Source organism: Streptomyces mirabilis, assembly GCF_039503195.1.
GTDB lineage: Bacteria > Actinomycetota > Actinomycetes > Streptomycetales > Streptomycetaceae > Streptomyces > Streptomyces mirabilis_D.
In genome coordinates, this window is the sequence record NZ_JBCJKP010000001.1 from 6148252 (window position 1) to 6168170 (window position 19919).

19 protein-coding genes and 2 pseudogenes are annotated in these 19919 nt (G+C 70.3%); 16 read left to right on the top strand and 5 right to left on the bottom strand.

From position 1 onward, the window contains the following. The gene (locus AAFF41_RS28435; protein ID WP_319751790.1) at positions 1-753 is read left to right on the top strand and encodes a polyprenol monophosphomannose synthase; all 753 of its coding nucleotides are present in this window, start codon (positions 1-3) and stop codon (positions 751-753) included. Positions 754-786: 33 nt separating this feature from the next. Here AAFF41_RS28435 and AAFF41_RS28440 read toward each other — a convergent pair whose 3' ends face one another. After that, the gene (locus tag AAFF41_RS28440; RefSeq protein ID WP_319751789.1) at positions 787-1668 is read right to left on the bottom strand and encodes a hypothetical protein; all 882 of its coding nucleotides are present in this window, start codon (positions 1666-1668) and stop codon (positions 787-789) included. A gap of 473 nt (positions 1669-2141) precedes the next feature. Here AAFF41_RS28440 and rplM point away from each other — a divergent pair, with 473 nt between their 5' ends. The 3 genes from rplM (at position 2142) to glmM (ending at position 4674) form a co-directional block, all read left to right on the top strand. Next, positions 2142-2585 carry a 50S ribosomal protein L13 gene (gene rplM, locus AAFF41_RS28445; protein ID WP_075028506.1) on the top strand — a complete coding sequence of 148 codons (444 nt, stop codon included), beginning with the start codon at positions 2142-2144 and terminating at the stop codon, positions 2583-2585. Positions 2586-2630: 45 nt separating this feature from the next. Next, the gene (gene rpsI, locus AAFF41_RS28450; RefSeq protein WP_060895271.1) at positions 2631-3152 is read left to right on the top strand and encodes a 30S ribosomal protein S9; all 522 of its coding nucleotides are present in this window, start codon (positions 2631-2633) and stop codon (positions 3150-3152) included. Between the two features lie 163 nt (positions 3153-3315). Further along, a complete protein-coding gene (gene glmM / locus AAFF41_RS28455; RefSeq protein ID WP_319751788.1) occupies positions 3316-4674 on the top strand; it encodes a phosphoglucosamine mutase in 1359 nt (452 codons plus the stop codon). Here the strand turns inward: glmM and AAFF41_RS28460 are convergent. Then, positions 4671-5618 carry a DUF389 domain-containing protein gene (locus AAFF41_RS28460; protein ID WP_319751787.1) on the bottom strand — a complete coding sequence of 316 codons (948 nt, stop codon included), beginning with the start codon at positions 5616-5618 and terminating at the stop codon, positions 4671-4673. The two genes, glmM and AAFF41_RS28460, sit on opposite strands and share 4 nt — an antisense overlap. Positions 5619-5690: 72 nt before the next feature. Next, the gene (gene coaA, locus AAFF41_RS28465; RefSeq protein ID WP_343324817.1) at positions 5691-6659 is read right to left on the bottom strand and encodes a type I pantothenate kinase; all 969 of its coding nucleotides are present in this window, start codon (positions 6657-6659) and stop codon (positions 5691-5693) included. 209 nt (positions 6660-6868) lie between these two features. Here coaA and glmS point away from each other — a divergent pair. After that, positions 6869-8715: pseudogene (glmS, locus tag AAFF41_RS28470) on the top strand (glutamine--fructose-6-phosphate transaminase (isomerizing)). On the opposite strand, the gene AAFF41_RS28475 reads toward glmS, so the two are convergent. Then, positions 8676-8888 carry a DUF397 domain-containing protein gene (locus tag AAFF41_RS28475; protein WP_319751786.1) on the bottom strand — a complete coding sequence of 71 codons (213 nt, stop codon included), beginning with the start codon at positions 8886-8888 and terminating at the stop codon, positions 8676-8678. The pseudogene glmS and the gene AAFF41_RS28475 overlap by 40 nt on opposite strands. An 8-nt stretch (positions 8889-8896) precedes the next feature. Further along, positions 8897-9733: a helix-turn-helix domain-containing protein gene (locus tag AAFF41_RS28480; RefSeq protein WP_319751785.1), complete on the bottom strand. Its 837-nt coding sequence runs from the start codon at positions 9731-9733 to the stop codon at positions 8897-8899. A 234-nt stretch (positions 9734-9967) separates the two neighbouring features. On the opposite strand from AAFF41_RS28480, the gene AAFF41_RS28485 reads away from it, so the two are divergent. From AAFF41_RS28485 to tsaE, 11 genes and pseudogenes are all read left to right on the top strand, one after another. Continuing rightward, complete coding sequence (locus AAFF41_RS28485) at positions 9968-10381, top strand: ATP-binding protein (protein WP_343324818.1); 414 nt, start codon at positions 9968-9970, stop codon at positions 10379-10381. An 81-nt stretch (positions 10382-10462) separates the two neighbouring features. Continuing rightward, positions 10463-10660, top strand: a complete 198-nt coding sequence (locus AAFF41_RS28490; RefSeq protein WP_319751783.1) for a hypothetical protein — start codon at positions 10463-10465, stop codon at positions 10658-10660. A 159-nt stretch (positions 10661-10819) separates the two neighbouring features. Then, a complete protein-coding gene (locus tag AAFF41_RS28495) occupies positions 10820-11311 on the top strand; it encodes a peptidylprolyl isomerase (RefSeq protein ID WP_319751782.1) in 492 nt (163 codons plus the stop codon). 204 nt (positions 11312-11515) lie between these two features. Beyond that, positions 11516-12145, top strand: a complete 630-nt coding sequence (locus AAFF41_RS28500) for an RNA polymerase sigma factor (protein ID WP_319751781.1) — start codon at positions 11516-11518, stop codon at positions 12143-12145. Then, positions 12142-13389, top strand: a complete 1248-nt coding sequence (locus tag AAFF41_RS28505; protein ID WP_343324819.1) for a CU044_5270 family protein — start codon at positions 12142-12144, stop codon at positions 13387-13389. Before AAFF41_RS28500 ends, AAFF41_RS28505 begins: the two co-directional genes overlap by 4 nt. Positions 13390-13453: 64 nt before the next feature. Then, the gene (locus AAFF41_RS28510; RefSeq protein ID WP_060895278.1) at positions 13454-13825 is read left to right on the top strand and encodes a holo-ACP synthase; all 372 of its coding nucleotides are present in this window, start codon (positions 13454-13456) and stop codon (positions 13823-13825) included. A 68-nt stretch (positions 13826-13893) separates the two neighbouring features. Continuing rightward, positions 13894-15332: pseudogene (locus tag AAFF41_RS28515) on the top strand (NAD(P)H-hydrate dehydratase). A gap of 292 nt (positions 15333-15624) precedes the next feature. Continuing rightward, positions 15625-16458 (top strand): L,D-transpeptidase family protein, encoded by an 834-nt coding sequence (locus AAFF41_RS28520; RefSeq protein WP_319751805.1) that lies wholly within the window; start codon positions 15625-15627, stop codon positions 16456-16458. 46 nt (positions 16459-16504) lie between these two features. Continuing rightward, the gene (alr, locus tag AAFF41_RS28525) at positions 16505-17659 is read left to right on the top strand and encodes an alanine racemase (protein ID WP_343324820.1); all 1155 of its coding nucleotides are present in this window, start codon (positions 16505-16507) and stop codon (positions 17657-17659) included. 158 nt (positions 17660-17817) lie between these two features. Next, a complete protein-coding gene (locus AAFF41_RS28530) occupies positions 17818-19056 on the top strand; it encodes an alpha/beta hydrolase (RefSeq protein WP_319751777.1) in 1239 nt (412 codons plus the stop codon). Continuing rightward, entirely contained in the window at positions 19022-19555 is a 534-nt protein-coding gene (gene tsaE, locus AAFF41_RS28535) for a tRNA (adenosine(37)-N6)-threonylcarbamoyltransferase complex ATPase subunit type 1 TsaE (protein ID WP_060895783.1), read from the top strand. Before AAFF41_RS28530 ends, tsaE begins: the two co-directional genes overlap by 35 nt. The last annotated feature ends 364 nt before the right edge of the window (positions 19556-19919 follow it).

The window sequence follows — 19919 nt, forward strand, 5'->3', positions numbered from 1 at the left end:
ATGACGAACAACCTGGGGGCGGGCACTGCCGTCACTGTGGTGATGCCGACCTACAACGAGGCGGCCAACCTGCCGAGAATGGCCGAAGCGGTGCTTCAGCTGCCGCTCGACGGGCTTCACCTGAAGATCGTGGACGACTCCAGCCCGGACGGCACCGGCAGGATCGCCGACGAGCTGGCGGAGAAGTACAACAGCAAGGGGCGGCGCCGGATGAGCGTGCTGCACCGCACCGAGAAGGACGGACTCGGGCGCGCCTACGCGGCCGGGATGAGCCTCGCGCTCGACGAGGGCGCCGAGTACGTCGTCCAGATGGACGCCGACGGCAGCCACCCCGTCGAGGCCGTGCCCCGGATGCTCGGCACGGCCCTGGCCAACGGGGTGGGCCTGGTCATCGGCAGCCGGTACGTCGAGGGCGGCTCGCTGGACGAGGACTGGGGCGCGCACCGCGTCCTGCTCTCCCGCTTCGCCAACCGGTACGCCCGTACCGTGTTGGGCACCCGGATCCGGGACATCACGGCCGGGTTCAACCTCTGGTCGGCCCAGGCCCTGCGCGACGTCGACCTGGCCACGCTGGACAGCGCCGGTTACAGCTTCCAGGTCGAGCTGAAGTACAAGGCCGTACGGGCGGGGCACAGCGCCGTCGAGATCCCGATCCGTTTCGAGGAGCGGACCGAGGGGGTCTCGAAGATGACGCTGAAGACGCAGCTGGAGTCGGCTGTGGTGCCGATCCGGCTGCGCATGAAGAACAAGTGACCCCGGGCCCGGGTACGGCGGCGGGCGGCCGGCCTACTGGTTGGCCGCCGTCGACGCCTGGGCCTCGCCGCGGCGGCGGATCTGGCGGAAGGCGAACTCGGCCAGGTCGTCGCCGGTCGTGAAGACCTTGGCGTCCTTCGTCGTCACGTCCTTGCCGTTGGTGAAGCCGGCCAGGGTGAAGTAGGCGTAACGGCCGTAGGAGTTGGTGGTCGAGCGGCAGATCGACGTGCGGCAGAAGTTGGCGACGCCGTGGCCGGACAGTGAGGTGATGATGCTCTTGCTGTCCGCCTCGGACTTCGCCTTGGCCGCCTGGGCCGCGGTGTTGAAGACCGCGACGCCGACGGTCACCGAGACGCCGTCCTTGCTGTAGGTGACGCGCATCATCCGGGTGCAGTCGTTCTTGTTGAGCACCGCGGGCAGGGTGCCCTGCACGGCCGACGCGCAGTTCGTCGTCGAGGCGGTGGGGCCCTTGCGATAGACGCGGTCACCCATCGTGAGCTGCGAACCGGGGAAGAGGATGTCCGGGCTGAGCGGCGCGGTGTCCTTCTGCACGCTGGATATGAAGTCCATCGGATCCAGCGGCGGCGGCGCCGAGGTCGGCGCGAACGTCGGCACCGGCGCCGTGCTGTCGCTCGGGATGCTCGCGGTGGCGGGCAGCTTGCTGGGCGCGTTCCCGGCCTGGTTGTCCCCGTTCGAGGAGACGACGGCCACGGCGACGGCAGCGCCGACCGCGATCGTGGCGACCGCCGAGCCGACGATCACCAGCAGTCTGCGCCGACGGTTGCGCGCCTCGGACGCATCGGCGAGTGCCGCCCAGTCCGGAGTCTGGTTCCGACGTCCCCAATCGGGTTGCTGAGAACCAGGCTTCCAGGGATCCCACGGAGGCTCCCCCTGCCCACCCTGCCCATAACTCATGGGCCGCATCTTAGACGGGGTCCGGGGGGTGGCGTTCCGCACCGGAGGACACTTGAGCCCCTAGCGTGACCTGAGCGCGCACGGGCAAAACTGACATCTCCGGGTGGTTGGTGCGACACGCTTCGACAGGGTTCCGGGCACCGGCCGTCCGGTGACGCCGGGTAGTCGGACCGTTGCGGAGGAAAGGACTGCCTTACTCTGTTTCCAGGGACTGTTGGCGTGGCCCTGAGTGCCGAGGTGCTCGGGTCGCGAACCCGCGTTTTGACCCGTCCGGGCAACCGCGGGTACTCTTGCAGTTCGTTATGTGTATTGGCTTGCTCATTCTCACGTGAGGGGCCCTTACACCGGTCCACCGGGGCCGATGACCAGCGACCAGCACTCGGTATGCGTCACCGAGGTGCGGTCAGGGCTGTCGTGATCGTCCGTGGTGGCCATGTCAGGACCCACTCACTGAAGAAGCGAAGGCTACGACCGTGCGTACGTACAGCCCCAAGCCCGGCGACATCACTCGCCAGTGGTACGTCATCGACGCCCAGGATGTCGTCCTGGGTCGTCTGGCGACCACTGCCGCGAACATCCTGCGGGGCAAGCACAAGCCGATCTTTGCGCCGCACGTCGATGCTGGTGACTTCGTCATCATCATCAACGCCGACAAGGTGCACCTCTCCGGCAACAAGAAGACCCAGAAGCTGGCGTACCGCCACTCCGGCTACCCGGGTGGTCTGCGCTCCGTCCGTTACGACGAGCTGCTGGCCAAGAACCCCGAGAAGGCCATCGAGAAGGCCATCAAGGGCATGATCCCCAAGAACACCCTGGGCCGTCAGGTGCTCTCGAAGCTGAAGGTCTACGCGGGCGAGAACCACCCGCACGCTGCTCAGCAGCCGGTCCCGTTCGAGATCACCCAGGTCGCGCAGTAGTTCCGGCCACCACCCCCTAAGACAGAAAAGAATCTGAGGAGAATCGTGGCCGAGACCACCGTTGAGCAGCCGGTCGAAGAGACTGAGCTCGTCGACATCGAGAACTACACCACCGAGTCCGAGGTCCCCGTCGAGGGCGAGTACACCTCGGAGTCGCTCGCGGGCCGCTTCGGCGACCCGCAGCCGGCGGCCGGCCTGGGCCGTCGCAAGAACGCCATCGCCCGCGTCCGGATCGTCCCGGGCACCGGCAAGTGGAAGATCAACGGTCGCACCCTTGAGGACTACTTCCCCAACAAGGTGCACCAGCAGGAAGTCAACGAGCCCTTCAAGGTGCTCGAGCTCGACAACCGCTACGACGTCATCGCCCGCATCTCGGGTGGCGGCGTCTCCGGTCAGGCCGGTGCGCTCCGTCTCGGTGTCGCCCGCGCGCTGAACGAGGCGGACGTGGACAACAACCGCCCGGCCCTGAAGAAGGCCGGCTTCCTCAAGCGCGACGACCGTGCGGTCGAGCGCAAGAAGGCCGGTCTCAAGAAGGCCCGTAAGGCTCCGCAGTACAGCAAGCGTTAATCACTGGCTGCTGCGTATTCGTACGACCGTTCGCCCCGGCGGCACGCTGTGTGCCGCTGGGGCGTTCGTTTATCACAGCCCAAGGCGTATAACGGCACAAGGCGCTCAAAGGCTTGCATGATCGGATGACTTCCGAAAACTGAGCTTCATCAGGAGGACACCAGTGGGACGACTCTTCGGCACGGACGGCGTGCGCGGTGTCGCCAACGCGGATCTGACGGCCGAGCTGGCGCTCGGTCTCTCCGTGGCGGCGGCACATGTGCTGGCCGAGGCGGGTACGTTCGAGGGCCACCGGCCGGTGGCAGTGGTCGGGCGGGACCCACGTGCGTCCGGGGAGTTCCTGGAAGCCGCCGTGGTCGCGGGCCTGGCCAGCGCAGGTGTGGACGTCCTGCTCGTCGGTGTGCTGCCCACCCCCGCGGTGGCGTACCTCACCGGCGCGCTGGGCGCCGACCTCGGCGTGATGCTCTCGGCCAGCCACAACGCCATGCCCGACAACGGCATCAAGTTCTTCGCCCGCGGCGGCCACAAGCTCGCCGACGAGCTGGAGGACAGGATCGAGGGCGTCTACGAGGAGCACCGCACCGGCGCGCCCTGGGACCGGCCCACCGGCGCCGGGGTCGGGCGCGTGCGCGCGTACGACGAGGGGCTCGACCAGTACGTCGCCCACCTCCTCGGCGTGCTCCCGAACCGTCTCGACGGCCTGAAGGTCGTCCTCGACGAGGCGCACGGCGCCGCCGCCCGGGTGTCTCCCGAGGCCTTCACGCAGGCCGGTGCCGAGATCATCACGATCGGCGCCTCGCCCGACGGCCTGAACATCAACGACGGCTGCGGCTCCACCCACCTCGACCTCCTGAAGGCCGCCGTCGTCGAGCACGGGGCCGACCTCGGCATCGCGCACGACGGCGACGCCGACCGCTGCCTCGCCGTGGACCACACAGGTGCCGAGGTGGACGGCGACCAGATCCTGGCCGTGATCGCGCTGGCGATGCGGGAGCGTTCCGCACTGCGCTCCGACACGGTTGTCGCGACGGTCATGTCCAACCTGGGCTTCAAGCTCGCCATGGAGCGCGAAGGTGTCTCCCTCATCCAGACCGCGGTCGGCGACCGCTATGTCCTGGAGGAGATGAAGGAGCACAACTACGCGCTCGGCGGCGAGCAGTCCGGGCACGTGATCATCCTCGACCACGCCACCACCGGCGACGGCACGCTGACCGGCCTGCTGCTGGCGGCCCGGATCGCCCAGACCGGCCGTACGCTCCGGGACCTCGCGTCCGTCATGGAGCGGCTGCCGCAGGTCCTCATCAACGTCCCCGACGTCGACCGCTCGCGGGTGAACAGCTCCGCCGAACTGGCGGCCGCGGTCGCCGAGGCCGAGCGGGAACTCGGCTCCACCGGCCGGGTGCTGCTGCGCCCCTCCGGCACCGAGCCGCTCGTCCGGGTCATGGTCGAGGCCGCCGACATCGACCACGCGCGGTCGGTGGCGGGGCGGCTCGCGGACGCGGTGAAGTCGGCGCTGGGCTAGAGCCGACCTGTTCTGGCGGTACGTTCACGCTGCTGGGCCCAGAGCCACTTCTGGACGACCAGCGTGAACGTACCGGCCAGCACGATGCCCAGCAGGTTGAGCAGCAGCTGCTCGGTGGAGCCCCAGGCCTGCCGGTACTCGCCGTAGGCGAAGGCCACGGCAGCGTTCGCCGCCGCCGGCACCGTGGTCACCGAGATGGCGACACCGACCAGCGCGCCCGACTTCGCCGAGGTCAGCGAGAGGGTGCCGGCCACGCCGGCCAGGACCGCGACGACGAACGAGAAGGCGTCGGGACGGTAGATGAAGTTGGTGTTGGGTCGCTCGGCGTCCAGCCTGACCGCGCTGAACAGGCCCACCGCGTCCATGAGGTACGTGAAGCCGACCGTCACCACCAACGCCACCGCGAAGCCCACGAGCAGCGCGTTCACCGAGCGCCACGCCAGTCGTGGGACGCGTTGGACCAGCGCCGTGCAGATGCCGGCCAGCGGCCCGAACTCCGGGCCCACCGCCATCGCGCCCACGATCAGGATCGCGTTGTCGAGGACCACGCCGCAGGCCGCGATCATCGTGGCGAGCGTGAGGAAGGCGACGTAGGTCACCGAGAGCGTCGACTCCTCGTGCGTCGCGTCGGCCAGGTGCTCCCACAGCACCGCGTCCGCGCTCTCGCCCGGCGCCTCGTCCTCCGCCTTGTCGGCGCGCTTCGACAGCGACAGATCGATGTTCTCGACGGCGATCGAGCCGGTCCGGTCGAGCTCCATCTCCCGTAGCCCGCTGATCAGTTCGTCGCCCGCTTCACGCGCGACGTCGCACGTCACGACGTCCCCCGCCGGGTTGCGGGCGGCACCCGTGAGCACGACGAGATGGGTCGTGCCCACGGTCCTCTCGATCAGCCGTACGACGTCGTCGGTGCGGTCGGCCGGGGTGATCAGACGCAGATGCAGCATGCGGCGCAGGGTATACGCACGGGATGACGGCGTTGCGGCGTGCGATCACAGCCGGCGTCGGGGGCCTCGCGGCTACAGCTTGCGCAGGCTCAGGCGCTGCACCTTGTGGTCCGGGCCCTTGCGCACGACGAGGGTGGCGCGGCCCCGGGTGGGAGCCACGTTCTCCAGCAGGTTCGGCTTGTTGATGGTGCGCCAGGTCGTGCGCGCGTAGTCGAGCGCCTCCTCCTCGGAGACCTGCGTGTACCTGCGGAAGTAGGAGTCGGGCTTCTGGAAGGCGGTCTGGCGGAGCTTCTTGAACCGGTTGAGGTACCAGCGCTCGATGTCCGCGGCGCGGGCGTCGACGTACACGCTGAAGTCGAAGTAGTCCGCGAGGCCGACGCGGGTGCGGCCGTCCTTGCCGGGGAGGGCGGGCTGCAGGACGTTCAGGCCCTCGACGATGAGGATGTCCGGACGGCGGACGGTGAGCCGCCGGTCGGGGACGATGTCGTAGATCAGGTGGGAGTAGACGGGGGCCGTGACCTCGTCCTTCCCCGCCTTGATGTCGGCGACGAACCGGGTGAGGGCGCGACGGTCGTACGACTCGGGGAAACCTTTCCTCGACATCAGACCGCGTGCCTCCAGCTCCTTGGTGGGGAGCAGGAAACCGTCCGTGGTCACCAGTTCGACGCGCGGGTGTTCGGGCCAGCGGGAGAGCAGGGCCTGCAGCAGGCGCGCGACGGTGGACTTGCCGACGGCGACCGACCCGGCCACCCCTATGACGAACGGGGTGCCGGACTGTGAGCCCTTCTCGCCGAGGAAGGTGTTCAGCGCGCCCCTGAGCCCGTCCGTGGCGCCGACGTACAGATTGAGCAGTCTGGACAGCGGCAGATAGATGTCCCGCACCTCGTCGAGGTCGATGACATCGCCCAGACCGCGCAGCTTCTCGACCTCCTCGGCGGTCAGTGGCAGCGGCGTCTTTTCACGCAGCACGCTCCACTCGGCTCGGGTGAGGTCGACGTAGGGAGTCGCCTCCGGCCTGTGCCGGTGGGCGCTCCGGGGCATCGGGGAGACCGGAGAGATCACAGTCCATTGTTACGGGAGTGTGGACTGGGTGGGGGGTGGGGTGGGTCACGTAGTCGGCTGCTCGGGGTCACGTGGAGCGTCCAGAGGCGTCCAGGGGGCCGGGGGACCCACCAAAAGGTGGCTGGAATTTCCGAATTCGGGCACGGAGTGCCGGGTTCGGGGGGCTGTTGGCGCTTAGGCTGCGGCGCATGTGCGGAATCGTGGGATACGTGGGGTCGCAGTCGGCGCTTGATGTGGTGATGGCCGGGCTGAAGCGGCTGGAGTACCGGGGGTACGACTCGGCGGGCGTCGCCGTGTTGGCGGACGGGGGGCTCGCCGCCGCGAAGAAGGCCGGGAAGCTGGTCAACCTGGAGAAGGAGCTGGTCGGCCGGCCGCTGCCGACCGGGTCGACGGGGATCGGGCACACGCGCTGGGCCACGCATGGAGGGCCCACGGACGCGAACGCCCATCCGCATCTCGACAACGCCGGGCGCGTCGCCGTCGTGCACAACGGGATCATCGAGAACTTCGCGCTGCTGCGTGCCGAGTTGGCCGAGCGCGGGCACGAGCTGGCCTCCGAGACCGACACCGAGGTGGTCGCACACCTGATCGCCGAGGAGTTCTCGGCGTGCGACGACCTGGCGGAGGCGATGCGGCTGGTGTGCCGCCGCCTGGAGGGTGCGTTCACGCTGGTCGCGGTGCATGCGGACGATCCGGACGTGGTGGTGGGGGCGCGGCGGAACTCGCCGCTCGTGGTGGGCGTGGGAGAGGGCGAGGCCTTTCTCGCCTCGGATGTCGCCGCGTTCATCGCCCACACGCGGTCGGCGATCGAGCTGGGGCAGGACCAGGTGGTGGAGCTGCGCCGGGACGGCGTGACGGTGACCGGTTTCGACGGCCGTCCGGCGGACGTGCGCAAGTACCACATCGACTGGGACGCGTCGGCCGCGGAAAAGGGGGGTATGACTACTTCATGCTCAAGGAGATCGCCGAGCAGCCCAAGGCGGTCGCCGATACCCTCCTGGGCCGAATCGACGCGGCGGGTTCACTGACGCTCGACGAGGTGCGGATCCCGGTTCACGAGCTGCGCGAGGTCGACAAGGTCGTCATCGTGGCCTGCGGGACCGCCTTCCACGCCGGACTGATCGCCAAGTACGCCATCGAGCACTGGACGCGGATCCCGTGCGAGGTGGAGCTCGCGAGCGAGTTCCGGTACCGGGATCCGATTCTCGGTACGCGGTCGCTGGTGATCGCCATCTCCCAGTCCGGCGAGACCATGGACACGCTGATGGCGCTGCGGCACGCCCGCGAGCAGGGCTCCAAGGTGCTGGCGATCTGCAACACGAACGGTTCGACGATCCCGCGCGAGTCGGACGCGGTGCTGTACACGCACGCGGGTCCTGAGGTCGCCGTCGCGTCCACCAAGGCCTTCCTGACGCAGCTGGTCGCCTGTTACCTGGTCGCGCTGTACCTGGGCCAGGTCCGCGGTACCAAGTGGGGCGACGAGATCCAGGCCGTCATCCGGGACCTGTCCCAGATCTCCGGCGAGGTGGAACGGGTCCTGGAGACCATGGAGCCGGTGCGGGAGCTCGCACGATCGCTCGCCGACAAGAAGACCGTGCTGTTCCTGGGGCGGCACGTCGGTTATCCGGTTGCCCTGGAAGGTGCCCTCAAGCTCAAGGAGCTCGCCTACATGCACGCCGAGGGCTTCGCGGCGGGTGAGCTGAAGCACGGGCCGATCGCGTTGATCGAGGACGATCTGCCGGTCGTGGTCGTCGTGCCGTCCCCGCGCGGGCGCTCGGTTCTGTACGACAAGATCGTGTCCAACATCCAGGAGATCCGGGCGAGGGGTGCGCGCACGATCGTGATCGCGGAGGAGGGGGATGCGGCGGTGGTGCCTTACGCCGACCACCTGATCCGGATTCCGGCCACGCCGACGCTGCTTCAGCCGCTGGTCGCGACGGTGCCGTTGCAGGTGTTCGCGTGTGAACTGGCGACGGCGCGGGGGAACGAGGTGGATCAGCCTCGGAACCTGGCGAAGTCGGTGACGGTCGAGTGAGTCGTTTTCAGGGCGCCGATGAAGGTGGCGAAGGCTCCGGTCGGGAAGGTGAGGGTGGCCCTGGCCGGGGCCTTGGAGTCGCGGATGGCTATGTGGGTGGGTGAGTTCGCGATTTCCACGCACTCGTTGCCGTCGTCGGGGCCTGAGTAGGACGACTTCCGCCAGTTGTCCATGGGATGCCTCACAGCTCTTTCGCCAGCCGGTGGATGAAGTCACGCGACCGATCAGGGTCGAGTGATACGGCCTCCACCTTACGGAAGCGCGTTCGGAAGGCGCTCAGTTGTGCTTCGGAGTCGATGAAGGCCGAGCCATGGGGTACGTCACGCACCACCGTGTCCAGTTTGGGTACGGGGCCGCCCACGTAGGTCATGGTGCTGGCGGCCCTGGCGAAGCCGTCCAGATCGAAGGGGATGACGCGCACGGTGATGTGGTCCGCTTCGGAGATCTCCAGGAGCCGGACAAGCTGAGCCCGGGAGGCGACGCGGTCACTGACCCTGATGTGTAGGGCCGCCTCGTGGATCACCAACTCGTACGGGATGGTGATCTCCTGGCGTGCCATTCGGTGACGGACACGCAATTCAAGCTCTTCATGGGTGAGTTCGGGCACTCTGGAGGAGAAGACGGCACGGGCGTATTCCTCCGTCTGCAGCAGGCCCGGTACGTACAGGACCGCCACATCGCGCCGGAAGCAGGCGTGGTGGTTCAGTTCGGAGAGGTCCAGGAACGACGTGGGCAGCAGGCCCCGGTACTCCTCCCACCAGCCGCGCGTCCGATCGGTGGCCAAGGAGACCAAAGCATCGATGAACTCGCTGTCTTCGCAGGCGTAGTGGGACGCAAGTCGGCGCAGACGTTCCTCGCTCACCCCTGAGAGACCGGACTCGATATGGCTGAGCTGGACGGGGCTCACTCCCAGCAGCGCTGCCGCCTGACGGCCGCTGAGGCCTGCCGCCTCGCGGAGTCTGCGCAGTTCGACCGCCAGGCGCATCTGGCGTGCCGTTGGGTCGCGCCTCGTCGTCATCGACTGCTCCTCGGTGCAACGCGCCTGTGAGCGCGACTCGTTCGGGGTCAGATTACGCGGTCGACTTGCCCAACCGAAACATTAACCCCTACCGTCGGTGACGCAACGCACACTCTGCGACACCCCGGGGCACCGGAAGCGCACCGCTCCGTCCTGCCACGACGGCTGCGTCAATGCCACCGCCCGGAATCGCCGCGTATCCCCAACCCCCCACCGCCCGAACGGAGTTCACCCATGTCCGAAACCGTCGCCGAGCCCTGGGAGTACATGATGTACATCCCCCACGACCTCCGTGCCGTGACCGTCAGTCGCCGTACCGTCCGCCTGATCCTCACCCTGCACGGACTGATCCGCCTCGCCGACGTCGCCGAGCTGGTCGCGGCCGAGCTGGTCTCCAACGCCGTACGGCACACGAAGGGCCAGGCGGCGCTACGGGTGCAGTGGCGGGCCGGGGTCCTGCGCATCGGCGCCTGGGACGCGGACCCGCAGCCCCCGGAGCCTTCCCTGCCGTGGGACCGGGTCGTCGACGCGGAGGAGGGCCGCGGCCTCGCCCTCGTACGGGCCTGCGCGGATCTGTGGGGCTGGCAGCCGCTGGCCAGGAACGGACAGCGCGGCAAGTACGTGTGGTGCGAGCTGGCGGCGGCCTAGTTTCGGGCGGGCGTCCTGTGGGGCCCTCCCCCTGAGAGGATCACCCGCACCGTACGGATATGCGAATGCAGGGTGGGGAACATGGGCGTTCTGGTGCTGGCCGGCCTCCTGGTGCTTGTCATCGGTGGGTGCGTGTGTGTGGTGTGGGCGTCGCGAGGCGGGCCCCGCTGGGTCCGGGGCGTGGCGGCGGTGACGCTCGTCGTGGGGCAGCTGGTGCGCGCCGCCGTGAAGAGCAACGGGCGGCGGAGTGTGCATCGGTCCAGCGGTGACGGTGACTAGGGCCTGACCCGCCGGACAGGCCCCAGGGGGCGGCCGGGAGGCTCGTCCCGATGGTGGCGTTAGGCCGTTTGTCCCGCTGTGGGGGTTCCCGCTGCGACCCGTGGGCCGGTGCCCTCTTATTCTCGGACACGACCTTTCGAATACAAGAGGAGCAGTGCCATGGGACAGAACGTCTTCTTCGAGGTGTCCGCGGACGGGGAGCCGCTCGGCCGGATCGAGTTCAAGCTGTACGACGACGTGGTCCCGGAGACGGCCCGCAACTTCCGTGAGCTGGCCACCGGCCAGAACGGGTTCGGCTACAAGGGCTCGCCGTTCCACCGTGTCATCCCGGACTTCATGCTGCAGGGTGGTGACTTCACCAACCAGAACGGGACCGGCGGCAAGAGCATCTTCGGCGCGAAGTTCCCGGACGAGAACTTCAAGCTCAAGCACACCAAGCCGGGTCTGCTGAGCATGGCCAACGCCGGCCCGAACACCAACGGCTCGCAGTTCTTCATCACCACGATCGTCACCGACTGGCTCGACGGCAAGCACGTCGTCTTCGGTGAGGTCGTCGAGGGCATGGACGTCGTCAGGGCCGTCGAGAAGCTCGGCAGCCGTTCCGGCGCCACGTCCAAGAAGATCGTCATCGCGGACTCCGGCACCGTCTGAGAGATCCGGGCCAGGACTCGTCCGGGCGTACAGCACAGAGATCGAGCGGGAACGGCTGCGGCCGTTCCCGCTCGATCCGTATGGGGCACCCTCGCCTCTCCTCGGCGTGACACGGACCACACCGCATGAATTTCGGCTCGCCCTGTAAGAAGTGGGCCGTCACACGCATTGCTTGGTGACAGAGCCGATATGAGGGGATGGCGTGTGACACATGCCCAACGCTTCAGGGATGTCTACGAGGAGTGCTATCCGCGCGTCCTCGCCTATGCCACGAGTCTGGTGGGTCGACAGGTAGGCGAGGACATCACGAGCGAGACGTTCACCGTCGCCTGGCGGCGCGTGCGGGACATTCCGCACCCCGCACTGCCCTGGCTGCTGGGAGTGGCCCGCAACCTGGTGCGCGAACTGCGCCGCCGGGACAGCCGCCAGTACGCCCTCGCCGCGGAGGAGGCGCAGCGCATCAGCAGTGGTGCCCGGGGCGACGTCGGTGACGTCGCGGCGGATGTGACCGACCGGGAAGCCGCGTTGCAGGCCCTGGCGAGTCTGTCCGACGCCGACCGGGAGCTGCTGACCCTGATCGCCTGGCACGGGCTGAGCCCCAAGCAGGCGGCACGGGTCCTGGGCTGCACCATCGCGACGCTGACCGTCCGGCTGCACCGGGCCCGCCGCCGTCTGGAGAAAGCCCTGGAGGTGGTGTCCCCGGCGGAAACGGCGTCCGTAGCCCCCGCACAAGCGCCGCCCGCACAGGCGTCACCCGCACACGCGTCGGCCACGCAAGTGCCACCGGCTCGGGCCCCGCACCGCAGCACCGATCGCAAAGGAGCACTCACATGAAGAACACCCCCGCACGGTCCGGGCGGCCCGACGTCCTGAGGGTGCTCGCGGACGCCCGACCCGACGAACTCGACCCGGCCCGGCTGGCCGACTCCCCGCGGCAGCACGACGAGCTGGCACGCATCCTGGCCGGAGCGACGGACAGTGGCGCGGCACGCTCCCAGGAACCGCGGCGCCTCTGGGTCGGGATCCGGCCGCTCGGGACCGTCGTGGCGGTCGCGGCCGTCGCGGCGTCGGTGGTGGTCGTGAGCACGCTCGACGGGCAGGATCCTTCAGGCGTGCGCGCGAGCGCACGCCCGCAGTCCTCGGCCGCCACGCCGGGGTCGGCGGCGTCGGACGGTCGCGCCGACGTCCAGGTCGACGGCCGCCTCGAACTGCTCAGCGTGGCGAAGAAGGCGGAGACACCGGCGGCCGAGGGAACGTACTGGCAGACCACCACGCGCTCGCAGGACGTGAACGTCGTCGGTGCGAAGGGACAGCTCTTCGCCGTGCGCACCACGTCGAGGGGGGAGTGGTCGGTGGGTGTGCGTCCGGGAACCCGGAGCCTGATGGTCTCCGGTCTGGACGACGTGACCGCGCCCCGCACCGAGGCGGACCAGGCGCGCTGGCGGGCCGCGGGCTCGCCCGCCACGGTGCAGGCCGAAGCCTCGACCGCGGCCGGACAGGGCACGCTGGGGTACAGGATCGGAACCGGGCGACCGATGGTCATGCGGACGGACGCCGGCGACAAGATCTACGCCCTCGGCCCGCGGAACGTCTCGTACCAGGATCTGCGTGAACTGCCCTCCGACAGTGGGGAGTTGCGCCGTCAGCTGGAGAAGCTGTACGGGGAGGACAGCAGCGGTGCCGAGACCGGCGACGGCCGCACGGCCTCTGTGCTGCGCCAGGCGGCCGACCTCATCACGATGCCGGTGAAGCCCGCCGTACGGGCGGCCGCGTATCGGGTGATCGCGGACCTGCCCGGCGTCCGGGGGCTGGGGCGTGTCACCGATCCTCTGGGGCGTGAGGGCGTCGGTGTCGCGTTCCCCGGCACGGCGCGGACCCCGCTGGGGAGTGTGCAACAGCGGCTGGTCGTGGACCCGTCCACCGGCGCGATGCTCTGCGAGCAGAGCGTGCTGGTCGAACCGTCGCCCAGGGCCCGGGAGGCGGGTCTCGACGCGGGTACGACGGTGAACTACGAGGCGACGACGCGGATGAGCTGGGGTGAGCACCAGATCACCGTGCCGAAGAACGCCGGCCACTGAGCTCGCGCAATCAACGCCGAGAGGTCGGCACGTCGGCGGCCGTCCGGCCCATAGGGTGCTGGGCATGAGCATCATCGGGGTCGGTATCGACGTGGCCGAGATCGACCGGTTCCTGGCGGCGCTGGAGCGTACGCCGGGGCTGGCCCATCGGCTCTTCCTGGATCAGGAGTTGCACCTGCCGAACGGGGAGCGCCGCGGCATCGCGTCCCTGGCCGCGCGCTTCGCCGCGAAGGAGGCGGTCGCCAAGGCGCTGGGCGCCCCGGCCGGCATGCACTGGACGGACGCGGAGGTCTACGTCGAGGACAGCGGCCGGCCGCGGCTGCGGGTGACGGGGACGGTGGCGGCGCGCGCGGCCGAACTGGGCGTCCGCTCGTGGCATGTGTCGCTGAGCCATGACGCGGGGGTGGCCTCGGCCGTGGTGGTGGCCGAGGGGTAGGGCGGGGGAGGGGCCGATGTCCGGCGGCCGGGGCGGCGCGGTGAGCCCGTGTACGGGAGACTCGACCCATGCGTACTGCGTACAGCGTGGAGACGGTCAGGGCGGCGGAGCGTGAGCTGATGGCGCGGCTTCCGGAGGGTGCGCTGATGCAGCGCGCCGCGGCCGGACTCGCCGCTGCCTGCGCGGACTTGCTGGGACATGTGTACGGCAGCCGGATCGTGCTGCTCGTGGGCAGCGGGGACAACGGGGGCGATGCCCTGTACGCCGGGGCCCGGCTGGCGCGGCGGGGGCGGGGGTCACCGCCGTGCTGCTCGTGCCCGAACGGACGCATGGCGCGGGCCTGGCCGCGCTGCGGCGGGCCGGGGGCACGGTGGCCGGGTCCGGCGCCGCCGAGAAGTCGATCCTGCGGGCCGACCTCGTCGTGGACGGGATCGTCGGCATCGGGGGCAAGGGCGGCCTGCGGCCCGAGGCGGTGCCGCTGGCCGCGTACGCGGCGGACTCCCGGGCGGCCGTGGTCGCCGTGGACCTGCCGAGCGGGATCGAGGCCGACACGGGAGAGGTCCTGGGTACCGCCGTCCGCGCCGATCTGACGGTGACCTTCGGGACGCACAAGCCCGGGCTGCTCATCGACCCGGGGCGTGAGTACGCCGGTTCGGTACGCCTCGTCGACATCGGGCTCGAACTGCCCGAGGAGGCCGAACAGGAGGCCCTTCAGCACGCGGACGTGGCGGCGCGGCTGCCGGCGCCGGGAGCCGAGAGCGACAAGTACCGGCGCGGCGTCGTCGGGATCGCGGCCGGGTCCGCGAGGTATCCCGGGGCCGCCGTGCTCGCCGTGTCCGGGGCCTTGCGGGGTGGGGCGGGGGCGGTGCGGTACGTCGGGCCCGCGGCGGATGCCGTGATCTCCCGCTTTCCCGAGACGCTCGTGTCGGACCAGGGGCCCGCACGGGCCGGGCGCGTCCAGGCGTGGGTGGTGGGGCCCGGGGTCGGGGACGACGCGTCGGCGGTGGCGCAGGTGCTCGGGGCGGATGTGCCGGTGCTGGTGGACGCGGACGGGCTGCGGCTCGCGGACCGGTCCGCCGTACGGGCCCGTACCGCGCCCACGCTGATGACTCCGCACGCCGGGGAGGCGGCGGCGTTGCTCGGGGTCTCGCGGGAGTCGGTGGAGGCGGCTCGGCTGGCGTCGGCGCGGGAGTTGGCGCTTCGGTACGGGGCGACCGTGCTGCTGAAGGGGTCGACGACGCTGGTCGCCGATCCGGCGGGCGGTGCGGTGCGGGTGAATCCGACGGGGACGGCGTGGCTGGCCACGGCCGGGAGCGGGGACGTGCTGTCGGGGCTTGCGGGGTCGTTGCTCGCGGCCGGGTTGTCGGCGTTGGACGCGGGAAGTGTGGGCGCGTATCTGCATGGGCTGGCGGGGAGGCTCGCGGCGGACGGGGCGCCCTTGGGGGCGCATGATGTCGCGGCGGCGATTCCGGAGGCCTGGCGGGACGTCCGCGACGCGCTGCGCTGACTGCGCCGTTCTTTGGCTGCGGGGCGGTGGGGGCCGGGCGCGCACTTCCTCGCGCCCCTGGGGCGGGGCTTCGCCCCAGCCCGCTCCGGGTGGGTTCTTCGGCCGCGGGTGGTAGGGGCTCGGCGCGCAGTTCCCCGCGCCCCTTGAGGGGCGCTGCGTTGCCCATTACGGGGGACCCCGTCCGCGCGGCGCACCCCCGCTCGCCCCGGGGTTGCGTATCGCTGGTCGCATGATGATGAGCAGACGAATGAGATGCGGGAGCGTGGGGGTGCTCTTCGCGCTGCTGGTGGTGATGCCGGTGGAGGGGGCGGCGGCGGAGGCCGGGCCCCCGGCGCCCGGGCCGGGAAGCGAGCTGGTGCCCGGCGTGCCGCCGGGGCCCCAGCAGCCGTGGCAGGTGGACACGCCGGACCAGATGCTGCCGCCCAAGGCGTACACGCCGAGCGCGAAGGAGGACGCCGTCGAGCCGAGGGACGCCCCCGCGCAGACGGATGCGCTCATCGAGTACGTCCCCCTCAGCGAGGCCGTCGCGGGCAAGTCCGTGACGTGCAGCAAGCTGACCGGGCCGTACCAGCGGCAGGTCGAGCGGTGGCTGAAGCTGAAGGTCGACGGGAAGCAGTCGAAGGGCGACTGCGCCGCCATCCGGGCGTTCCAGAAGAAGCAGGGGATCAAGCCGAACACGGGCTTCGCTGGCGCCGTCACCTGGGGCTGGATGCGGCTGCTGTCCGCGAAGAAGAACCCGAACGCGGCCGGGAAGTGCCCCGTGCGGTCGTACCGCGTCGCGTGTGTGGACCTGACCCGGCAGCTCACCTGGGTGCAGAAGGGGAAGAAGGTGCTGTGGGGACCGGTGCCGATGCGCAGCGGGCGGGCCGGGTACCGGACCAGGACCGGCTGGTTCAAGATCTACTGGAAGCACAAGAACCACTGGTCGACGCTGTACAACACCCCGATGCCGTACAGCCAGTTCTTCAGCGGCGGAGAGGCCTTCCACGCCATCTACGGCAGCGTCTACGACCCGAACGGCTCGTACGGCTGTGTCAATCTGCGCCTCGCCGACGCCCGCTCCCTGTGGAACGTCACGAAGACGGGCGACCACGTGTACGTGTGGGGCCGCAGGGCCGGCACCTGACCGTCCTCCGGGGGCTCTCGGGCCGCTCTGAGACACTGGGGGCGCGATGAACGACACAGCACCCCTGCGCGCCCGCGCAGAGATCGACCTGGCCGCCCTGCGGGCCAACGTGCGGACCCTGCGCGCCCACGCGCCGTCCGCGGCCTTGATGGCCGTGGTCAAGTCCGACGCGTACGGCCACGGCGCGGTCCCGTGCGCCCGCGCGGCGCTGGAGGCGGGCGCCACCTGGCTCGGCACCGCCACCCCCGAGGAGGCCCTCGCGCTGCGCGCGGCCGGCCTGACCGACAGCCGGATCATGTGCTGGCTGTGGACGCCGGGCGGGCCGTGGCGGGAGGCCATCGAGGCCGACCTCGACGTGTCGGTGAGCGGGATGTGGGCCCTGCGGGAGGTCACCGCGGCGGCCGAGGCGGCCGGGACGGCCGCCCGGGTCCAGCTCAAGGCCGACACCGGGCTCGGGCGCGGCGGCTGCCAGCCCGCCGACTGGCCCGAACTCGTGCGCGAGGCGCTGGGCGCCGAGGAACGCGGGCTGATCGACATCACCGGTCTGTGGTCGCACTTCGCCTGCGCCGACGAACCCGGGCATCCCTCCATCCGCGCCCAACTGGACCGTTTCCGCGAGATGGTGACGTACGCCGAGGAGCGGGGCGTGCGCCCCGAGGTGCGGCACATCGCCAACTCGCCGGCCACGCTGACCCTCCCCGAGAGCCACTTCGACCTCGTACGGACGGGGATCGCGGTCTACGGCGTCTCGCCCAGCCCCGAGATCGGCACGCCGGCCGACTTCGGGCTGCGCCCGGTGATGACGCTGAGCGCGTCCCTCACGCTGGTGAAGCACGTACCGGGGGGCCACGGGGTCAGTTACGGGCATCACTACGTCACCGCGGGTGCCACCACCCTCGGCCTCGTCCCCGTCGGCTACGCGGACGGCGTGCCGCGCCACGCCTCCGGCACCGGACCGGTGCTGGTGGGCGGCAAGTGGCGGACGGTGGCGGGGCGGGTCGCGATGGACCAGTTCGTGGTCGACCTGGGCGGGGACGAGCCGGTGCCCGGTTCGGAGGCGATCCTGTTCGGCCCGGGCGACCGGGGCGAGCCGACCGCCGAGGACTGGGCGCGGGCGGCGGGGACGATCGCGTACGAAATCGTCACCCGGATCGGAACTCGAGTGCCGCGCGTATACGTGAATAAGGAACAAGGCGGGTAATCCGCAAGGAGTACGGGGGGTGCCCCGCGCAGGACAACAGGGCAACAGGACATAGTTGCACCATCAGCGGTACCTCCGGCACCGCCCGGAGCACGACCGGCACCACCCCCAGCACGACCTTCTGAAGTGAAACGACACCCGGCGAAGAGGAGCGGTACGTGAGCGAGAGCAGCGCGGAGGCCGTCACGGACGTCGCCGCGGCGGCCGTCGCCTCCGCCGCCGGGAACTGGCGCAAGGCCGGTATCGCCGGCGTCGCCATAGGCGTGGTCGCCGCGGGGGCCGCCGCCGGAGTCGCCATAGAGCGGCTGACGGTGGGCCGCGGTATGCGCAACAAGGCCCGCCTCGCGCTCGACTCCACGGGCCCGTACGGCTCGCTGCGCGGCACGCCGGGCAAGGCGTACGCCGACGACGGCACCGAGCTGTACTACGAGGTGGACGACATCGAGCAGGATGTGACGTTCACCCCACGCCGGCGCCGGCTCTTCGGGCGCAAGGCCCCGGCCCCCGTCACCGTCGTCTTCAGCCACGGGTACTGCCTCAACCAGGACTCCTGGCACTTCCAGCGGGCCGCGCTGCGCGGGGTGGTGCGCACGGTGCACTGGGACCAGCGCAGTCACGGCCGCTCCGGGCGCGGGGTCGCGCAGACGAAGGACGGCACGCCCGTCTCCATCGACCAGCTCGGCCAGGACCTGAAGGCCGTCATCGACGCGGCCGTGCCGGAGGGGCCGATCGTGCTGGTGGGGCACTCCATGGGCGGCATGACCGTCATGGCGCTGGCCGAGCGGTATCCGGACCTCGTCCGCCAGCGGGTCGTCGCCGCCGCGCTCGTCGGTACGTCGTCGGGGCGGCTCGGCGAGGTCAACTTCGGGCTGCCCGTCGCGGGCGTCAACGCGGTGCGCCGGGTGCTGCCCGGTGTGCTGAAGGCGCTCGGTCAGCAGGCCGCCCTGGTGGAGCGGGGGCGGCGGGCCACGGCCGACCTGTTCGCGGGGATCATCAAGCGGTACTCGTTCGCGTCCCGGGACGTCGACCCGGCCATCGTGCGGTTCGCCGAACGGATGATCGAGGGCACCCCGATCGACGTCGTCGCGGAGTTCTACCCGGCGTTCACCGAGCACGACAAGACCGAGGCCCTCGCGTACTTCGCCGAACTGCCGGTGCTGGTGCTGGCCGGGGTCGGCGACATGGTGACACCGAGTGAGCACAGCGAGGCGATCGCGGACCTGCTGCCGGACGCCGAACTGGTGCTCGTCCCGGACGCCGGGCATCTGGTCATGCTGGAGCACCCCGAGGTGGTCATAGACCGTCTCGCCGACCTTCTGATGCGCGCGGGCGCCGTCCCGGCAGGGGCTACCGTGGGTGGCTATGGAAGCACCAGCAGCAGCACACAACCCGGCTGAGACCGCCGCCGAGGGCGTGAACGTCCGGATCACCGTCAACTCGCCAGAACAGATGCGGGAGTTGGGCCTTCACCTGGCCAAGCTGCTGCGCGCGGGCGATCTCGTGATGCTGAACGGGGAGCTCGGCGCGGGCAAGACGACGCTGACCCGTGGCCTCGGCGAGGGGCTCGGCGTACGGGGCGCGGTCACCTCGCCGACGTTCGTCATCGCCCGTGTGCACCCCTCCCTCGGCGACGGTCCGCCGCTCGTGCACGTGGACGCGTACCGGCTGGGCGGCGGCCTCGACGAGATGGAGGACCTCGACCTCGACGTGTCGCTCTCCGACTCGGTGATCGTCGTGGAGTGGGGCGAGGGCAAGGTCGAGGAGCTCACCGACGACCGGCTCACCGTCGTCATCCACCGGGCCGTCGGTGACACCACGGACGAGGTACGGCACGTCACGCTCACCGGGCTCGGGGAGCGCTGGGCGACGACCGATCTGAGCGTGCTCGCGGCTTGATCACCCTGGGTGAGGGTTCCGGGGGACGTGAAGGTTCCGACAAGCCGTCGGCAAGATGTTGCGTTCGGTGTCCCGGCCGTGGTCACATGGACCTCAGTCCGTAGTTAGGTCTACCTAACCACGCTTGCCCCCGAATCCCCCAGGAGGCGTCCATGTCGGCTTCGGAACGTGACGCGCCGGTGCAGCAGCCGTGCGGTGGGGTGTCGATGCGGGACCTTTTGGCGTCGTGTGCGGCGGCCGACGCGGTGTCCAGGCCGCCTCGGGCGCCGATGCCGGAGGCGCCGCGTGCGGAGGCGCGGCCGCGCAAAGCTGCGTGAGCGCTCCGCTGGAGGGGCGGTACTTCGTCTGCGGGTGGGTGGGGGCT